Origin of the sequence: Cellvibrio sp. ARAG 10.3 (genome assembly GCF_051846955.1) — a bacterium.
Lineage (GTDB): Bacteria > Pseudomonadota > Gammaproteobacteria > Pseudomonadales > Cellvibrionaceae > Cellvibrio.
The window spans coordinates 104,718-123,188 of sequence record NZ_JBPYCU010000014.1 but is presented as its reverse complement, the minus strand read 5'-3'; the positions used below and the strand labels follow the sequence as shown (position 1 = coordinate 123,188).

Below are 18,471 nucleotides of genomic sequence, written 5' to 3'. Positions count from 1 at the left end.
TTCGAAAACGCATGAATACATCCCTGTAGCTCCTTCAAGTCGTCCCTGACTTGAAGGTTTCGAAACAAAAGGCCTAATGCCAAACTCGTGAAGTCCCAGTGCATAAAAAAGCCCGCAATCGCGGGCTTTTTTATAAGCAACATTAACTGGTATAAATTCCCTGACTCCGCAAATAATCCTCATAATTCCCATGAAAATCGATTAACCCACTGGGCTGCATATCAATAATCCGCGTCGCCAATGACGACACAAATTCACGGTCATGGCTGACAAAAATCAGCGTACCGGGATAATTTTCCAGTGCCAGGTTCAAAGCCTCAATCGACTCCATATCCAAATGGTTGGTCGGTTCATCGAGCAGCATCACGTTCGGATTGATCAAGCTGAGTTTGCCGAACAACATCCGGCCTTTTTCGCCGCCGGATAACACTTTCACATTTTTCTTAACGTCATCATTGGAAAACAGCATCCGTCCCAGTGCACCGCGCACCAGTTGTTCATCACCTTTGGTCCACTGTTTCATCCAGTCGAACAAATTGCTGTCTTCCGCAAAATCGGCGGCGTGGTCCTGGGCGAAATAACCGATCTCCGCTTGTTCAGCCCATTTCACTGTGCCATTGTCCGGCGCGAGGTCGCCGTAGAGGCAGCGCAACAAGGTCGTCTTGCCCGCGCCGTTGGGGCCGATGATGGCAATGCGTTCTCCGGCTTCGACTTGCATGCTCAGGTCCTTGAACAAGTTTTTGTCGAAGCCTTTGGTCAACTGGTCGAGCGTAACGGCCTGGCGATGTAATTTTTTATTTTGCGTAAAGCGAATATAAGGGCTGACCCGGCTGGAAGGCTTAACATCTTCCAGTTGGATTTTTTCAATCTGGCGCGCACGTGAGGTGGCTTGTTTCGCTTTGGACGCGTTGGCAGAGAAGCGGCTGACGAAGGTTTGCAGTTCAGCAATCTGTGCTTTTTTCTTGGCATTTTCGTTAAGCAGTTTTTCCCGCGCCTGGGTGGAGGCGGTCATGTAATCATCATAGTTGCCGGGATAAATACGCAGCTCGCCGTAGTCCAGGTCGGCCATATGGGTACAGACCGCATTCAGGAAGTGACGGTCGTGGGAAATAATGATGATGGTGCTGTTGCGCTGGCTGAGCACGTTTTCCAGCCAACGAATGGTGTTGATGTCGAGGTTGTTGGTCGGTTCGTCGAGCAGCAATACATCCGGGTCGGAAAACAATGCCTGGGCCAGCAATACACGCAATTTCCAGCCGGGCGCAACGGCACTCATCGGGCCGGTATGCTGTTCAATGGGAATATCCAGGCCGAGTAATAATTCACCGGCACGGGCTTCGGCGGTGTAACCGTCCATCTCTGCAAAAGCGACTTCAAGTTCTGCTACGCGCATACCGTCCGCTTCGCTCATCTCGGCCTGGTTGTAGATGCGGTCGCGCTCGGCTTTCACTTGCCAGAGTTCGTCGTGGCCCATGATTACGGTATCGAGGACGGTGAAGTCTTCGTAAGCAAACTGATCCTGTCTGAGTTTCCCGAGCCGCGTGTCCGGTTCCAGCATCACCTGGCCTGCGGATGGCTCCTGGTCGCCACCGAGGATTTTCATGAAGGTGGATTTGCCGCAGCCGTTCGCACCAATCAGGCCGTAACGGTTGCCGTTATTGAATTTGACGGACACATTTTCAAACAGGGGTTTTGCACCAAATTGCATGGTGATATTAGCGGTGGATATCACAGGTAACGTCTCAGGATGAGGCTAACAGCCGAGTTAAAAGGCGGGCATTCTAGCCTAGTTGAGGCTACGACAGGGACTTTTTGCGGCAATTGGCCCCGGTGATTACCGGGGCCGAGAGGGGCGGGCGTTACTCAGGCACTCGCCAGCAGGCGATCATACTTGCGGCTGAGCATGTCATAAAACTGCTCCCGTACTTGCAGGATAGATTGCTTCAGCGCGGTGATTTGCTCCTGGGTAATGTCCTGGCGGCCCACATACACTTGCTTGCGAAACAGCGCAATGCGTGCGCCGTACAAACGCAGGCTACGCTCCAGATTCTTCTCGCCCAGCATCAGCAGCTTGGCTTCGGCCTCCGCCAGCTTTTTGAATTCCGTCACCAGTTCGGTATTGACTACGTCCAGCTCCAGCTTGCGCGCCACGGGCCATTGCTCGCCGAATTGGATGGACTCCAACACCAGCGTCGAATATTTGGCGAAGATATGGCTGACCGTCCCTACATTGGCGGACACGTTCTCCAGAATTTCCAGGCGGCGATTACCCGGTGACAGCTGCTGTGCGTGCTGTCGGCGCAGTACCAGCCAACCGCTGAACACGGCGATAAGGGCGCCAAAACCCATCTTGAGCGAGGTTTCACTCAACTGCAGTAAGGTTTCCATATCCATGCTTGCTACCTCTATCTGTCAAAAAAACGGCATTGGGGATGATTACCAGAGGTAGAGCAAAAAGCAGGCCAGCGACATAGGGAGCGGTATCAGCGAATGGCCTTGCGCAACGGGGCTAATAACCCTTCGAGGCCATTCAGCTTGATCTCATAGAGTAAGGCCAATTGCTGACCCAGTTTACCTTTGGGGAATCCTTTTCCGGCCATCCATACCAGATAGGGCTCCGGCAAATCCGCCAACACGCGGCCTTCATATTTGCCAAAGGGCATCGCCTGGGTCACGAGATCGCGCAATAGTTGTGGATCGGGTTGGTGGCTGTCCATATCAGCCACCGGCCAGTTTGACGGTGAAGCCGCGTTTTTCCAGCTCCGCTTTGATCTTGTCGCGATGATCGCCCTGGATTTCAATGATGCCGTCCTTAACCGCACCACCACCGCCACAGAGTTGTTTGAGTTGTTTCGCGATGGATTTCAAGTCATCGCCAGTTGCAGGAATTCCACTGATCGTCGTGACTCCCTTACCATTTCGTCCGGCAATCTCCCGCCGAATCCGCACAATACCGTCGCCTTGTGGCGCGGCGGGAGGTGGATTTTTGTCTTCCTTGATACGACCGGTTTCGGTGGAATAGACCAGGCGGCTGTTTTTACTCATAAGGTCCTCCCGATGAGCGAGCGTTAACGAGGGCAGTGATGATAGCGCAATTGGCTTGAGCCGTGCCGGGTGAGCAGTGTTAGAATCCCGCGCGATTTTCTATTCACGAACAAAATAACCGGGTGCCATGTGAAGCTGACGAATTTACCTGTTTTGTCCCTCGGGTCCCGCACTGCGAGTATCCTCGGCATATCGCTGGCCTTAATGGCCTGTTCAGAGCAAGTGCCGCCTGCGGCCGCAAACCTGTCACAGGAAGCGCAACTGATCCAGATGGGAAGCCAGACAGCGCGTATGTGCGTCGGGTGCCATGGACCCAAGGGAATCTCCCGGGTGACCTCCTATCCGTCGATTGCCGGCCAACCCCAGGCCTACCTGGCGGATCAGCTGCGCGCTTTTCGCGACGGAACCCGGGAAAATCCAATGATGAGTTCTGTCGCCAAAAGTATGGATGACGACGACATCCTGGCGTTAAGTCATTACTTTGCCAGCCTTCCCGGTCCGGTTGAGACAGAGCAAGACACGCAGGGGCAAGCACGATGATCCAGGGACAGTGGGACAAGGCCTGGCAGCCGGTGGTTGAGGCTTTCGCGCAGAACTTTTCCGAGATGGGTGAACAGGGCGCGGCATTGGCGATCTACTGTTCTGGCGAGCCGGTTGTGAATATCTGGGCCGGTGTACGCCAAAACCAGGGAGCCGGGGTCGTTGATCAGACCTGGCAGGAAGACACCTGCGTCAATATCTTTTCCGTTGGCAAAGCCTTGGTGGCTCTGTGCGTGTTGCAATTGGCCGAACGGGGGCTGTTGGATCTGGATAAACCGGTCGCGGATTATTGGCCGGAATTTGCCCAGGAAAACAAAGGTCATATCACCATTCGCCAGGTCATGTGTCACCGCACCGGATTATCAGCGTTTCGCAACTTGCTTGAATATGAAGACATCTTCGATTGGCAGAAGATGACAACGGAGATAGCGGCATTAAAACCCTGGTGGGAACCAGGCACCGCGCAAGGTTACTCACCGTTTATCTACGGCTGGATTTTGGGCGAGCTGGTTAAACGGGTTAGCGGTTGTGCCAGCTTCGACGACTATTTTCAGCGTGAAGTTGCTCAGCCTTTGGGGGTTCGTTGCCGGTTCGGGATACCTCCGGACCAGCAGACCGCTCTGGCGGATACTGCCCCGCTGAAGAACCCCAATGGATTGGCTGTCCAGAGTAACGGTGCAGACAGCATGGCGCTGGGCAAGATCATGAAAGCCGACCCGCGGGGCGTGACCAATCGGGCGTTCGGTAACCCCGTGAGTTTTATGACCGCCACCAATAGCCCGGCCTGGCGACAAGCCCAGATCCCGGCGGCCAATGGGCATGCCAATGCGGTGGCACTGGCCAGGATTTTTGGCGCGCTCGCCGAGGGTGGCCGACTGGGTGATGTGCAACTCCTGTCAGCGGCACAGTCCCAATTGTGTTCCCGGGAACTGTCCGCCGAGGATGACCGGGTGCTTGGGCTGCGCCTGCGCTTCGGTCACGGATTTATGCTACCCCAGGGCCGCCCGGACTGCCGCTTTGGCCGTGGCGCATCGGCATTTGGTCATCCTGGCGCCGGCGGAGCGCTGGGCTTTGCGGACCCGGATTACCACCTGGGCTTTGGTTACGTTACCTCGCGCATGGGCCAGAGCCTGTTGATTGATAGCCGTGTCATTCGCCTGATTGATGCGGCATATCAGGATGTGTTGAACATTTGAGGGGAGCTGCGATGAACGAACTGCAAGAGCAATTGATAGAGCTGCAAACCCGGGTCGCGTTTCAGGAAGATACCCTGACCCAGCTGAATCAGGTGGTCGCCAAGCAAGACCAGGAAATCCTGACACTACAGCAACAACTGCGTCTGCTCGCCCAGCGTCTTGAGGACGCTCTGTTCGTGGAGGAGCAGGGCACTGCACAGCCGGCGGATGATCGCCCGCCGCATTATTGATGCGATGGCTACCTGAAAAATAACGCTTTCCCGCCTATTTGCTAACAGCGCGCCTGCGGCAACGGTTGGCGCAATCCCCATTTTTCCAATTCACCGGCAGGACGAGGATTCTTGTCTACACTTATGGCTATCAGCGATCAATGGCCACGGACGCTGGCTGTGCAGCATTCTTTACCCTAAGCGGATTGCGGCTCGACCGTTGCTTTATTCAAAGCGCGGTTCCCGGCATCAAAAGCGATAGAGGACGCCTTGGAAAATCAACGCAAAGAATTACATTTACTGCTGGATTCCATGCGCTCAGCGATTTGGTACCTGGATCGCTGGGGCATGATCAAGGACAGTAATGTATTAGCGCAAAAATTGATTGGCGGTGCGGCGACAGGAAAAAACTTTATTGAGGTTGCCCATTTCTGGGATGACCCGACGCATCGGGAAGGCGACATCATGGAAGTGATTCGTACGGGCCAGCCGTTATTAAAATCCATAGAAAGCCTGCATATCGATGGTGCCCAGTGCTGGTTCACGGTCGACAAAATTCCTACCCTGGATGACGCCGCTCAGGTCAGCGGATTGCTGCTGGTCATGACGGATATCACCGATAACCTGATAAAAGAGCGCGCCCTGGAAGAAAGCGAGGCGCGTTACAAAGCGTTTATCGCTAACAGTTCTGAAGCCATCTGGTGTTACGACATGATTCCGCCTGTCGACACCAACTTGAGCACTGAGCAGCAAGTTGTGGATATTGCGCAGAGTGCACGGCTGTCCGAATGCAATAAAGTCCTGGTGCGTATGCTGGGGGCAGAGGATATCAACGAGATTCTGGGCTCAGGTCTGGTCGACAGTGGATCGCAAAATTATTTATTTGATCTCCACCATTTTGTGGAAAAACATTATCAGTTGATTGATCACGATATTGTGCGGGAGGACCGCAAAGGTCGCCGGCTGTGTTACCAGATTTCCTGTGTCGGTGTGGTAGAGAATGGCTTGTTGCGTCGTGTCTGGGGGACCACCAAAGATATTACCGCGCGCAAGCGTTACGAAGACCGCCTCGAATACCAATCTACCCACGATGCGCTCACCAAATTACCCAACCGGGTCAAACTGTATCGCGAGATAGATCATTGGATCCAACATCGCGAAGACGACCATTTATGCGCGTTGATGCTGATTGATTTGGATCGTTTTAAAGAAATCAACGATACCCTGGGGCACCAGGTGGGTGATCGGCTTCTGCAATTGATCGGCCCGCGACTGGAGACAGAAATGTCTGAAATGCCGGGCATGATCGCGCGGCTTGGGGGCGATGAGTTTGCCATCTTTTTGCCGCGTATTCGCAACCAGCGGCAGGCAATCGTGTTTGGTCATCGGGTGCTGGATGCGCTGCGACAGGAGTTTGATGTAGAGGGCTTTTGCACCGAAATCAGTGCCAGCATCGGCATTTCCCTGTGCCCGACGCAGGCGCAGGATGTCAGTACCATGATGCGTTACGCTGATGTGGCGATGTACCGCGCCAAGACAGAAATGTCGGGGCTATCACTCTACAACGCGGAGTACGATCCGCATTCACCCAAACGCTTGGCATTGATGGGCGAGCTGGGTCGAGCGATTCGTGAAGATCAGTTGTGTTTATACTTCCAACCCAAAGTCTCGCTGGAATCCAACGGCTTTTACGGTTTTGAAGCACTGTTGCGCTGGAACCATCCGGAGCTGGGATTTGTACCGCCCGGTGAATTTATTCCCATCGTTGAGATGACCAGCCTGATTCATCCGATGACGGCCTGGGTGCTGGAAAAAAGTATCGAGCAGTGTCGGCTGTGGCATGATCAGGGGCTGGCGGTGACGGTAGCGGTAAATTTGTCTGCGCGTAATTTGCTGGACGAAAACATGCCCAAACAGATTATGCGCCTGCTGCAACAATACCAATTACCACCCAAATACCTTGAGCTGGAAATTACTGAAAGCTCCATCATGACTGACCCCCACCGTGCTATGCGGGTGTTGGATCAGTTACATGACTTGGGGGTGTTATTGGCCATTGATGACTTTGGTACGGGCTATTCATCACTGGCGTACCTCAAACGCCTGCCTGTGCAAACGCTAAAGATTGATTACTCCTTCGTACGCAACATGCTGGAAGATAAACAGGATGAGGTGATTGTCAATTCCACCATTCATCTCGCACATAACCTGGGATTGCGGGTGGTGGCTGAAGGCGTGGAGAACGAGGAATTATTGCGACGCCTGGATATGATGGGCTGCGATGATGCCCAGGGGTACCACATCGGCCGACCCATGCCCGCGGATAAAGTGGATGAATGGGTCAGCAGCTCCGACTGGGCGAAAAATTTTTCGCGCAATTCCATTTCCCTGGATTAATCTTCAATAAGTTTAAAAATTCTGCTCTTGCCGCTGACGCTCTACGTATTTCAAGCGTTCTTCCAATAACGCGGTGCGATGGAAATTTCCTTGTGCCAGTTTCAACGCATTGCGCAACTGTATTTGCGCGCGATCATAAACACCATTGAGAATAAAATATTCCGCGCGCGCTTCGTGTACGCCGAGAATATTACCCGCCAAGCCGTATACCTCAGCCAGCAGGTACCAGACGTAATCATCTTTCGTGCGTTGCCGTGAGTAACGCTCCAGTACTGCGGAGCTGCCCTGATAGTCGCCGGCCTTCATCAGCGCTTCAGCATAGCGCACGATAACCGGGTGGCTACCGGGATTTTTATCCAGCAAAGCTTCCAGCTCTTTCAATGCAGGCTTGTAGTTCTGAGCAGCCACTTCGATATCGTTAGCCATGATGAGATAGGTCAAACGCTGGGGATCTTTCTCCAGCAGGGGCTTGAGCGTGGCCCGCGCCTCCGCAAACTGCTGGGCGTCTGTATAGGCCAGGACGAGGCCGTAGCGGCTGGCATCGGCAGAAGCACTTTCACCCTCGACTTCACCTTTAAAGCGTTTGACGGCTAATTGCGGCGTTTCTTCACTTCTGACCCGAATGCGGATGCGCATCAATTGGAATTCAAGGTTATCGTCATAATGTTTGCGCGGGTATTGCATGGCACGGTTACGCGCGTCCGAAATACGGCTTTCCGTCACCGGGTGGGTCAGCAGGAATTCCGGCGGGCGGCGACCGTAGCGACTGCCGCGCAGCATTTCCTCAAACATGTCGGAGGCAGCATAGGGATCTAGACCCGCCTGTATCATTGTCTGCATGCCGATTCGGTCGGCTTCCTGTTCGTTCTGACGGCTGAAGCGCAGTTGCGCATCAATAGCCGCTGCCTGGGTTGTGGCCAAAGCCGCCAGGCCCGCATCACTATTGGAGCCGCTGGTGGCCAGCAATACCAGGCTGGCCAGCATTCCCGCGTAAAAGGGCGCTGCCATATTTTTCTGTTGTTCCAACTGGCGGGCATAGTGGCGCTGGCTTAAGTGTGCCAATTCGTGTGCCAACACAGCGGCCAACTGGTTTTCGGTCCTGGCATAGGTCAACAGGCCGGTATGCACGCCGATGATGCCGCCGGGCACCGCGAAAGCATTGAGGGTATCGTTCTGAACAAGCACCAGTTCCAGGTCCTTGTTATCCAGTTGGCTATGGATGGCCAGCCGATTAAGCAGGTTTTCAAGGTAATCGATAATCAAGGGATCAGAGGACGTGGGAACCTGACTACGGTACAATCGCAACCACTTTTGCCCAAGTACACGCTCCTGCATGGGTGAAATCATGCTGGAGCTGGTGTCTCCCAACATCGGAAGTTCAATCTCCGCCGCCGCATTCATCGTAATGCCGCTTGCGAGAACCATTGGAATCAGCAAGGTTTTGCGAAACACAGACACAGTTGTTGGCACTCCTCCGGGTGGCGATATAGCGGCCGTTACTCTAGCGTCTTTGCTGGCCAAAGGCTATGGGCCGACGGATAGACAGGGATTGGACTAATATGCGCCAACTTTGTTCAACCGGACCGGGGCTCAGGCTTCACAGTACGAACGGGTTTTATCGACATGAGTGATCCAAATCAATCGCTGCCGCGCATCTCCTATGAAGAGATGATGGCTTGTTCTGTGGCCACAAGCCTTGACGCGAGCGGGTTGCGCTGTCCCTTGCCGCTCCTGCGCGCAAAGCAGGCCCTGCGGGACCTGGCCACCGGCGAATTATTGCGGGTCGTTGCAACGGATGCCGGTTCGATACGCGACTTTTATGCGTTTGCAGAGATCAGTGGCCACCGGTTAGAAGGCTTTTGTGAAAAGGACGGCAGTTATCTGTACGTCCTGCGCAAAAAATAAACCGCTTCGTTTCCTGTGATGTGACATCTCCCGTAGCACGTTCAATGAAAGGTAATTGTGTTAATGAATAGCGTAAGTCATTTTGCCCGGCATTTTTACTGGTTGTTACTTTGCTCTGCCTGCCTGTTGCGCAGTGGCTTGGTAACCGCCCAGGAAGAGCTGGCTGTGGATGATGACAGCGCGACGGTGGTGGCAAGGGTCGATGTCATCAAGAGTGAAAATGATGATCGCGAGTATCGCTACATTACGCTGCAAAACAAGCTGCGGGTTTTGTTGATATCTGACGCCGATGCCGAGAAGTCGGCGGCAGCCTTGGATGTTTTTGTTGGTCATAACCAAAATCCGGCGGATCGTCAGGGACTTGCGCATTTCCTTGAGCATATGCTGTTTCTGGGCACCGAAAAATATCCGGAGGCCGGTGAGTATCAGACGTTTATCAGTCAGCACGGTGGAAACCATAATGCGTTTACTGCACCGGAGCACACCAATTATTTCTTCGATATCGACAGCGATTATCTTGATCCGGCGCTGGATCGTTTTGCACAATTTTTTATTGCCCCCTTGTTTGATGCCGGTTATGTAGAGCGCGAACGCAACGCTGTGCATTCAGAGTACCTGGCGCGAATCAACGATGATGGCCGGCGCATTCTGGATGTGTATCGTGAATTGCTCAATCCGGAACACCCGGCGGCACAATTTTCTGTCGGCAGCCAGGAAACCCTGGCAGATCGGGAAGATGATGCCGTGCGTGATGATCTGATTGCTTTTTATCGCCAATATTATTCAGCTGATGCGATGACGCTGGTGGTGTTGGGTAAGGAGTCGCTGGATGAATTGCAAAAGATGGTGGTTGGGCGCTTCGGCGCAATTTCCTCCCATCCCCGCGAGCTTCCCGATGCTTACCCCGCACTGTTCCCGGCAGATTTTTTACCCGCCGCCGTCAGCATTAAACCGGAAAAAGAGCTGCGCCAACTCTCCATGCTTTTTCCCATTCCCAATCCCTGGGAAACCTACAGTAAAAAGCCCTGGCATTACATTGGCAATTTATTAGGTCATGAGGGGAAGGGCAGTGTCCTGTCGTTATTAAAAGATCTCGGCTGGGCGGAAGGGCTCAGTGCCGGCGTCGGGGCCAGCACGCGACACGATGCGTTCTTCCAGATCACTATACAACTGACCGAGAAGGGTACCCGCGCACGGGATCAAATTGTGCCTTTGATGTTTTACATGATTGAACAGCTGCAAGCGCGCGGTCTAAAGGATTGGCGCTACAACGAGCTGAAAGAGCTGGCCGATATTGACTTTCGCTTCCATGAACAAAGTCCACCTATAGATACGGTAAAAAACCTGGCGTACGTGATGCACATTTATCAGCCTCAGGATGTATTGCGAGGCGATTACCTCTATACCGCCTACGATGAAAAACTGATCCAGCAAGGATTAAGTTATCTGCGTGATGATAATGTGATGACAGTGTTTGTCGCCCCGGATGTGGAAACAGATAAATTAACGCATTTTTATCAGACGCCCTACGCTGTTGAAAAAATCAAATTTGAAGCATACGAAATCAAACCGAGCGTGCGCAAGAAATTATATTTTCCGGAGCCGAATGCCTTTATTCCCACGCGCCTCGCGGTTAAATCCCAGTTGCTGTTGCCTACGCCCAGCGAAAGTGCGGCGCCGCGCATCGCGGATCGGCCACAAATGGTGATCCGCAACGAGCGAACCCAAGCCTGGTTTAAGCAGGACCAGCAATTTCATGTTCCCAAAGCCAAGATAAACCTGCGCCTGAAACTACCCTTGGTGGCGATGAATGCAGAAGGTGCCGCACAAGCACAATTATTTGCCGCGTTGGTGATGGACGAGCTGAATGAGTTTTCTTACCCGGCAAGCTTGGCCGGTCTGCATTACGCCGTGCGTGCCAACACACGGGGGCTCGATATTTCCATTGATGGCTACAGCAGTCGTCAGGGCTTATTGCTGAGCAAGATCGCCAAAGCAATTCGGAAAGGCCGTTTTAATCAGGAGCGTTTTATTAACCTCAAACAGGAATTAATTCGCAACTGGCGCAACGAAGACAAGAACACACCTTATATTGTGCTGGCTCGCCAGATACCGGTGCTGCATTACGAGCCCTATTGGAGTAACGAGGCACTGATCAACGGGCTGGAAAGTAAAACCCTGGAGCAGTTCCACCAATTTTCCACGCGCCTCTTGCGCGACGGCACCATGGAAGCATTGCTGTACGGCAATCTGTTTCGCCAGGAGGCCATCAAGTTGGCGGCCCTGGCAGAGTATGAATTGCTCGGTACCAAAACCGGCAGGCCACAGCCCGCCGCACGCCTCTACCAGTTGTCGACAAAACAGGAAAAGCCCTGGCTATATCGCCATACGCTCGACCACAATGATCGCGTGGTGCAGTTGTATATCCAGAGCCTTCAGCCCAGCATCGTCGATACGGCGCATATGAAGTTGCTGCAACAAATGTTGCAGCCGGCCTTTTTCGATCGCTTGCGCACGGAAAAACAATTGGGCTACATCGTGAGCGTTTTTCCCATGCCGATTCGTAATCTCGAAGGAATGGTTTTCGTGGTTCAATCGCCTGCAACGGATGAAGCGCAGATTGTGCAAGAGATCGACAGTTTCCTGACAGATTATGCAAAAACTCTGGGCAAAAACCTGGCGGAAAACAAACAATCGCTGGTGCGCGATTTGAAAAAGCCAGCGCGCACCTTGACGGAGCAGGCTGATATTTATTGGGAAAGTATTTTGTTGGCGGACGAAGAGTTTGATCGGCGTCAGCAGATCGCGGCGGCTGTTGCGGGCATTACCGAAGCATCGCTGAATACTTATTATCAACGCGTCATTCTGGAAAAGCAGCGTCGGCTTTGGTTGACGTCGCAGAAGATGTCTGACACGGAAAACTTTCATTTATTAAACGATCTTGAAGCCTACCATCAACAGCTGGATAGTCTGGTATATCCCTGAATTATGTAGTGCTTTTCGGGTGATGGAATTTGCTTGGTATGAATTTGCAATTGACAACCTTGTCTGCACTCGCAAATAGATTGGGCAAAAAATGCGCAACGCTTTTTTACTTACCGCGCCTTTGTTCAGCTCCCGGTTAGTGGTGAGGGGCGGGGCTGGTAAAAAAACGCCATATATGTAAGAATTCGGGGATTTTTTCGCTCCGACGCTGGAGCGAAACCGCCAATAAACCTACAGAAATCAATGACTTCTGTGACACTACAAGCTGCGGTTACACCCTTCCCAATTCCTTTATTTGATACTGTTGCTACGTTTATATGTGCCACAGCGCGCATAGTTGAGGAGATTTGAATGCTAGAAGATATCGATGCCATTGAAACGAAAGAATGGCTGGATGCCTTGGAATCAGTTGTTCGCCATGGTGGCAAAGAGCGCGCCGCATACCTGTTAAAAATGCTGTCCGAGAAGGCTGTGAATAAAGGTATTGCGCAGCCTTCTTCCATCCAGACTCCTTACCGCAACAGTATTCCGCCGGAAAAAGAAGTTGCGTTTCCGGGTGATCGGGTTCTGGAGCGAAAAATTCGTTCCATTGTGCGTTGGAATGCCATGGCGATGGTCATGAAAGCCAACGATAATGAAGATGCTCTCGGTGGTCACATCGCGTCTTTTGCTTCATCCGCCACACTTTATGATGTGGGCTTCAACCATTTCTTCCGCGGTAATGATGGCGATGTGCCCGGCGACCTGGTGTATTTCCAGGGCCACGTTTCTCCCGGTATGTATGCTCGTTCTTATGTCGAAGGCCGCTTCGATGAACAACATCTGGACAATTTCCGCCGCGAAGTTGATGGCGGTGGACTTTCTTCTTATCCGCACCCCTGGTTGATGCCGGATTACTGGCAATTCCCGACGGTGTCCATGGGCTTGGGCCCAATCAAGGCTATTTATCAAGCGCGCTTTATCCGTTACATGGAAGCCCGTGGTCTGGTACCGGAAACTGATCGTAAAGTCTGGGCGTTTTTAGGTGACGGTGAATGTGATGAGCCGGAAAGCCTGGGTGCAATTTCGCTGGCAACCCGCGAAAAGCTCGACAACCTCATCTTTGTCATCAACTGTAACCTGCAACGTCTCGATGGCCCGGTGCGCGGCAACGGCAAGATTGTTCAGGAGCTCGAAGGTGTGTTCCGTGGTGCTGGCTGGAATGTCATCAAGGTGCTGTGGGGTAGCAGTTGGGATCGCCTGCTCGAAAAAGACAAGAGCGGTTTATTGCAGAAGCGCATGGACGAAGTCGTCGATGGCGAGATGCAAAATTACAAAGCCAACGGCGGCGCTTACACCCGCGAGCATTTCTTCGGCAAATACCCGGAGCTGCTTGAATTGGTAAGCGATATGTCCGATGACGAAATCCTGCATCTGGCACGCGGCGGCCACGACGCGAGCAAGGTGTATAACGCTTATCATCAAGCGGTAAATACCAAGGGCCAACCCACCGTTATCCTGGCGCAAACCGTCAAGGGTTATGGCATGGGTGCATCCGGTGAAGCGATTAACAAGACGCACTCCGTAAAGTCCCTCGATATTGAAAGCCTCAAGAAATTCCGCGACCGTTTTGAATTGCCTATCAGCGACGAAGACCTTCCCAAATTACCTTACTACCGTCCGTCCGAAGACAGCCCGGAGATGCAATATTTGCGCGCCCGTCGCCAGACGCTGAAAGGTTATTTGCCTGCGCGTAAGTCAGATTTTGAACCGCTGCAAACACCGGATCTGGATGCATTTGCTGCACAGCTCAAGTCTACTGGTGAGCGTGAAATTTCTACCACGATGAGTTTTGTGCGTATTTTGTCGTCGTTGGTAAAAGACAAACAAATCGGCAAAAACATTGTGCCGATTGTGCCGGACGAAGCGCGTACCTTTGGTATGGAAGGTATGTTTAAAACCATCGGTATTTATTCATCCGAAGGTCAGAAATACGTCCCCCATGATGCGGGCCAGATGATGTCTTACCATGAATCATCAAACGGTCAGATTCTGGAAGAGGGCATCAACGAAGCCGGCTCCATGTCATCCTGGATTGCAGCCGCAACCTCCTACAGCAATCATGGTGTGCCCATGATTCCGTTCTACATCTATTACTCCATGTTCGGTTTCCAGCGTATCGGTGACCTGGCCTGGGCTGCCGGTGATTCACAAGCGCGCGGCTTTATGCTGGGTGCAACCGCTGGCCGTACCACACTGAACGGTGAGGGTCTGCAACACCAGGATGGCCACAGCCATGTAATGGCGAATACCATTCCCAATTGTCGTACCTACGATCCGACCTACGCCTACGAGTTGGCAGTGATCATCCAGGACGGCATCAAGCGCATGTATCACGACAAGGAAAATTGTTTCTACTACATCACCTTGATGAACGAAAACTATCAGCACCCGGATCTCCCGGAAGGGGCGCAGGAAGGCATCATTAAAGGGATGTACTTGCTTGAACAAGGCAAGAGCAAAAAGAAAAATCGCGTGCAGTTGATGGGCGCCGGTACCATCCTCAACGAAGTGCGTGCAGCAGCAGAATTGTTGCGCAACGACTTTGATGTGGAAGCGGATGTGTGGAGTGTCACCAGCGTGAACGAGTTGACCCGCGATGGTCAGCGTGCCACGCGCTGGAATTTGCTGCACCCGACCGAAGCGCCGCGTAAGGCATACATTACCGAGCTTCTGGAAGGTCGTGACGGCCCGAAAATTATTGCAACAGACCATCTGAAAACCTACAGCGAACAATTGCGTGCATTTGTTCCCGGCACCTACACCGTATTGGGTACAGAAGGTTTCGGCCGCAGTGATTCTCGCGCGAAATTGCGTCATTTCTTTGAAGTGAATCGTTATTTTGTGGTTATCGCCGCGCTCAAGTCACTGGCCGATGAAGGCAAGATCAAAGCCGACGTTGTCGCCAAGGCCATCAAGAAATTCGGGATTGATCCGGAAAAAACGGACCCGATGAGCGTGTAAATCCAACGCCCTCTTACAAAGAGGGCGTTCTTGTATTCGCATTGAATAACAGTTGATCGAATTTGCAGAAAGTGAGGAGTTACAGTGGCAATTCAAACCATTAAAGTGCCCGATATCGGTGGTGCGGAAGGCGTCGATGTAATTGAGATCTCCGTGAAAGTAGGCGATGTAATTGCCGAAGGAGATTCCATCGTCGTGCTTGAAACGGACAAAGCATCCATGGAAATTCCTGCCGATAAAGCGGGTAAAGTTGTCGCTATCAAGGTGAAAGAGGGAGATAAGGTTTCGCAGGATGATGTACTGATCGAGGTTGAAGCAGAAGGTGCTGCCGAGGCCGCTCCGGCTCCTGCTGCCAAAGCACCCGCTGCCGCCCCGGCTCCGGCCAAGGCATCTGCTGCGACCAGTGAAATTACCATTGCGGTGCCGGATATCGGCGGCGCAGAAAATGTGGATGTGATTGAAGTCAGCGTCAAGCCCGGTGATGAAGTCGCCGAAGGCGATTCCCTGATTGTGCTGGAAACCGACAAAGCCTCTATGGAAGTGCCCGCTACCGCGTCCGGTAAGATCCTCAGTATCTCCGTGAAGGTGGGCGATAAGGTTTCCCAGGGCTCAGCTATTTGTGTTGTGGCTGTCAGTGGCGGCGCAGAAGCGGCCGCAGCGCCTGCGCCCGCCGCAGTGACACCTGCCGCCTCAGCGGGCAGCAGTGAACTTACCATCACGGTCCCGGATATCGGCGGCGCAGAAAATGTTGACGTGATTGAAGTGACAGTGAAGGCGGGCGACGACGTAGCGGAAGGCGATTCCCTGATCGTCCTTGAGACTGATAAAGCGTCTATGGAAGTACCGGCTACTGCATCGGGCAAGATCGTCAGTATCGCAGTGAAAGTGGGTGACAAGGTATCGCAAGGTTCGGTTATCGGTGTGATGACGACCTCAGGCGGCGCTGCACCAGCACAAGCTGCTGCACCGGCCAAAGCGGAAACCAGTGCGCCGGCACCTAAAGCGGAAACCCCAAAACCTGCCCCGGCGGCAGCGCCTGCAAAAGCTGAAGCGGTAGTAAACAGTGGTGATGTTTACGCCGGTCCGGCAGTGCGCAAGTTGGGCCGTCAATTGGGCGTGGATTTGGCCAAGGTGCCTGGAACCGGTCCCCGTGGTCGCCTGCTGAAAGATGATGTGCGCAACTATGTGAAAAACATTGTTGCCAGCGTCCAGTCCGGCGCATCGGTAGGCGGTGGTTCAGGTATTCCGCGTGTGCCAGCGGTTGATTTCGCCAAGTTCGGTGAGATTGAAATGGTCAAGATGAGCAAGATCAAAAAGCTCACCGCTGAAAACATGACCCGCAATTGGTTGAACGTTCCCCACGTGACCCAGTGGGATGACGTCGATATCACCGAGATGGAAGCTTTCCGTACCGGCCTGAAAGCGGAAGCGGAGAAGCGCGGCAGTAAATTAACGCCCTTGCCGTTCCTGTTGAAAGCCTGTGCTGCCGCATTGCGCGCTGAGCCGAGTTTCAACGTATCCATGCATCATGACGGCGAGCACATTGTGCAGAAAAACTATGTGCATATCGGTGTGGCAGTTGATACGCCAATTGGCCTGCTGGTACCGGTTGTGCGCGATGTGGACAAGAAAGGCCTGTGGGAACTGGCGGATGAGATTAACGTGCTGGCCAAGAAGGCGCGCGATGGTAAGTTGATGCCGGCAGAGATGCAGGGTGGTTGTTTTACTATCTCTAGCCTGGGTGCGATGGGCGGTAGTGGTTTTACGCCTATGGTGAATGCACCGGAAGTGGCGATCCTGGGTGTGTCTCGTGCGCAGATCAAGCCAGTGTGGAATGGTAAGGAGTTTGTGCCGCGCAATATGCTGCCGATTTCTTTGTCTTATGACCATCGTGCGGTGAATGGTGCGGATGCTGGTCGGTTCTTTACGTTCCTGACGAGTGTTATTGCGGATATTCGGCGTTTGGTGCTGTAGTAGTTGATAGGGTTTCGAAACAAAAGCCCTAACGCCAAACTCGCATTGTGCGAGTGCATAAATTGGTAGTGAAAAAGCCAGCATCGTTGCTGGCTTTTTTATTGCTGAAAAATTGTTTCATTGTTCATTTTTTATTACACAGAATGTGATCCGTTAACTTCATCTGCCTGAACTTTAATGCTCTATTGAACTCCTGAAAGATACATCAATAAAAATAACAACCAAGGGTTTCTGCAATGAGTGTCGAAACGAAAAAATTCTTGAATGCGCGTTTGCTCTTTCTGATGTTGCTAGCTGTATTTTTGGCTGCATGCGCTGCCGTGCCGCATCAATCTCACTACACCGCTGATGATATCTTCCGTCAACAAGTAAAACAGTATCCCTACATCGAGCTGGCCAGTGGTGTTGTGCCGGAGGGTATTGCTGAGTTTAAAAATCTGACGTATGTCCAACGAGGTACGGGTGATTTGCAGTTGGATGTGTATGCGCCGGGGACGACGATGGATGAGTTGCGCCCAGGTATCGTTTTGGTGCATGGCGGTGATTGGGTTGATGGACAGCGTGAGCATCTTGTTCCGTTTGCATTAGAGCTTGCGCTGCGCGGTTATGTGGTGGCTACCATCGATTATCGTTTGGCTTCGCAGGCGCCTTACCCAGCGGCGGTGGAGGATGCCCAGGTGGCTGTTCGCTGGATGCGTGAGCATGCGGAATCTTATGGGATAGATGCTTCACATATTGCATTAGGTGGGGCTGGCGCGGGTGGGGTGGTTGCGGCTTTGGGCGGATTGACGGCGGTTGGGGCGGCTGAGGTGCAGGTTATTCTCAATCTTGATGGTCCTTGGCAGCTTGATCCGGTGACGCTGAAAAGTGAGACCGGGCAGGCTGATCCGATCGGGTATTGGCTTGGGGGAGGGGCGGTTCAGCGGGAGGCTTTGCTGCATCAGGCATCTCCGATGAACCGCGTTCGTAAAGGGATGCCGGCGGTATTGTTGCTGAATAGCGGCGAGCCGGGCTATCGTGCCGGGCAGGATGAAATGCTCCGGCGTTTGGAGCACTTTCGGGTGCCGCATCGGGTGGGGGAAATCCCCGGCAGCTCCCATGCTTTCTGGTTATTTGAGCCTTGGGTGAGTCCGGCGGCCAATATCACGGCGGATTTTCTGGATCTGCAATTCAAGTACCGCATGACCTGTCATTAGGCATTATCTATAGCTGCCCCG

The 18,471-nt window shown here is 52.9% G+C and carries 14 protein-coding genes; 9 read left to right on the top strand and 5 right to left on the bottom strand.

The window, feature by feature from the left end:
- Nucleotides 1–142 precede the first annotated feature (142 nt).
- The 4 genes from ACSV5M_RS16550 to yciH form a co-directional block, all read right to left on the bottom strand.
- Nucleotides 143–1,732, bottom strand: coding sequence for an ABC-F family ATPase (locus ACSV5M_RS16550; RefSeq protein ID WP_439177468.1), 1,590 nt, complete (start codon nucleotides 1,730–1,732; stop codon nucleotides 143–145).
- 131 nt (nucleotides 1,733–1,863) lie between these two features.
- Complete coding sequence (locus ACSV5M_RS16545; RefSeq protein WP_439177466.1) at nucleotides 1,864–2,394, bottom strand: energy transducer TonB; 531 nt, start codon at nucleotides 2,392–2,394, stop codon at nucleotides 1,864–1,866.
- Between the two features lie 89 nt (nucleotides 2,395–2,483).
- Complete coding sequence (locus ACSV5M_RS16540) at nucleotides 2,484–2,717, bottom strand: DUF3820 family protein (RefSeq protein ID WP_439177465.1); 234 nt, start codon at nucleotides 2,715–2,717, stop codon at nucleotides 2,484–2,486.
- A gap of 1 nt (nucleotide 2,718) precedes the next feature.
- Nucleotides 2,719–3,045: a stress response translation initiation inhibitor YciH gene (gene yciH, locus ACSV5M_RS16535; protein ID WP_439177463.1), complete on the bottom strand. Its 327-nt coding sequence runs from the start codon at nucleotides 3,043–3,045 to the stop codon at nucleotides 2,719–2,721.
- 129 nt (nucleotides 3,046–3,174) lie between these two features.
- Here yciH and ACSV5M_RS16530 point away from each other — a divergent pair, with 129 nt between their 5' ends.
- The 4 genes from ACSV5M_RS16530 to ACSV5M_RS16515 all read left to right on the top strand — a co-directional run bounded on the left by ACSV5M_RS16530 (nucleotide 3,175) and on the right by ACSV5M_RS16515 (nucleotide 7,387).
- Nucleotides 3,175–3,585 (top strand): c-type cytochrome, encoded by a 411-nt coding sequence (locus ACSV5M_RS16530; RefSeq protein ID WP_439177462.1) that lies wholly within the window; start codon nucleotides 3,175–3,177, stop codon nucleotides 3,583–3,585.
- Nucleotides 3,582–4,781 carry a serine hydrolase domain-containing protein gene (locus tag ACSV5M_RS16525; RefSeq protein ID WP_439177460.1) on the top strand — a complete coding sequence of 400 codons (1,200 nt, stop codon included), beginning with the start codon at nucleotides 3,582–3,584 and terminating at the stop codon, nucleotides 4,779–4,781. The genes ACSV5M_RS16530 and ACSV5M_RS16525 overlap by 4 nt, the downstream gene beginning before the upstream one ends.
- An 11-nt stretch (nucleotides 4,782–4,792) precedes the next feature.
- On the top strand, nucleotides 4,793–5,011 hold the full coding sequence (locus tag ACSV5M_RS16520) for a SlyX family protein (protein WP_439177458.1): 219 nt from the start codon (nucleotides 4,793–4,795) through the stop codon (nucleotides 5,009–5,011).
- A gap of 249 nt (nucleotides 5,012–5,260) precedes the next feature.
- Nucleotides 5,261–7,387 carry a putative bifunctional diguanylate cyclase/phosphodiesterase gene (locus ACSV5M_RS16515; protein ID WP_439177456.1) on the top strand — a complete coding sequence of 709 codons (2,127 nt, stop codon included), beginning with the start codon at nucleotides 5,261–5,263 and terminating at the stop codon, nucleotides 7,385–7,387.
- A gap of 12 nt (nucleotides 7,388–7,399) precedes the next feature.
- On the opposite strand, the gene ACSV5M_RS16510 is transcribed toward ACSV5M_RS16515, so the two are convergent.
- Nucleotides 7,400–8,845 carry a M48 family metalloprotease gene (locus ACSV5M_RS16510; RefSeq protein ID WP_439177455.1) on the bottom strand — a complete coding sequence of 482 codons (1,446 nt, stop codon included), beginning with the start codon at nucleotides 8,843–8,845 and terminating at the stop codon, nucleotides 7,400–7,402.
- Between the two features lie 165 nt (nucleotides 8,846–9,010).
- Between ACSV5M_RS16510 and ACSV5M_RS16505 the strand changes: the two genes are divergently transcribed.
- From ACSV5M_RS16505 to ACSV5M_RS16485, 5 genes are all read left to right on the top strand, one after another.
- Entirely contained in the window at nucleotides 9,011–9,292 is a 282-nt protein-coding gene (locus ACSV5M_RS16505; protein ID WP_439177453.1) for a sulfurtransferase TusA family protein, read from the top strand.
- Between the two features lie 63 nt (nucleotides 9,293–9,355).
- Nucleotides 9,356–12,277 (top strand): insulinase family protein, encoded by a 2,922-nt coding sequence (locus ACSV5M_RS16500; RefSeq protein WP_439177451.1) that lies wholly within the window; start codon nucleotides 9,356–9,358, stop codon nucleotides 12,275–12,277.
- Between the two features lie 351 nt (nucleotides 12,278–12,628).
- Nucleotides 12,629–15,280, top strand: coding sequence for a pyruvate dehydrogenase (acetyl-transferring), homodimeric type (gene aceE, locus ACSV5M_RS16495; protein WP_439177450.1), 2,652 nt, complete (start codon nucleotides 12,629–12,631; stop codon nucleotides 15,278–15,280).
- A gap of 84 nt (nucleotides 15,281–15,364) precedes the next feature.
- A complete protein-coding gene (gene aceF / locus ACSV5M_RS16490) occupies nucleotides 15,365–17,254 on the top strand; it encodes a dihydrolipoyllysine-residue acetyltransferase (protein WP_439177449.1) in 1,890 nt (629 codons plus the stop codon).
- Nucleotides 17,255–17,490: 236 nt separating this feature from the next.
- Nucleotides 17,491–18,450: an alpha/beta hydrolase gene (locus tag ACSV5M_RS16485; RefSeq protein WP_439177448.1), complete on the top strand. Its 960-nt coding sequence runs from the start codon at nucleotides 17,491–17,493 to the stop codon at nucleotides 18,448–18,450.
- Nucleotides 18,451–18,471 lie beyond the last annotated feature (21 nt).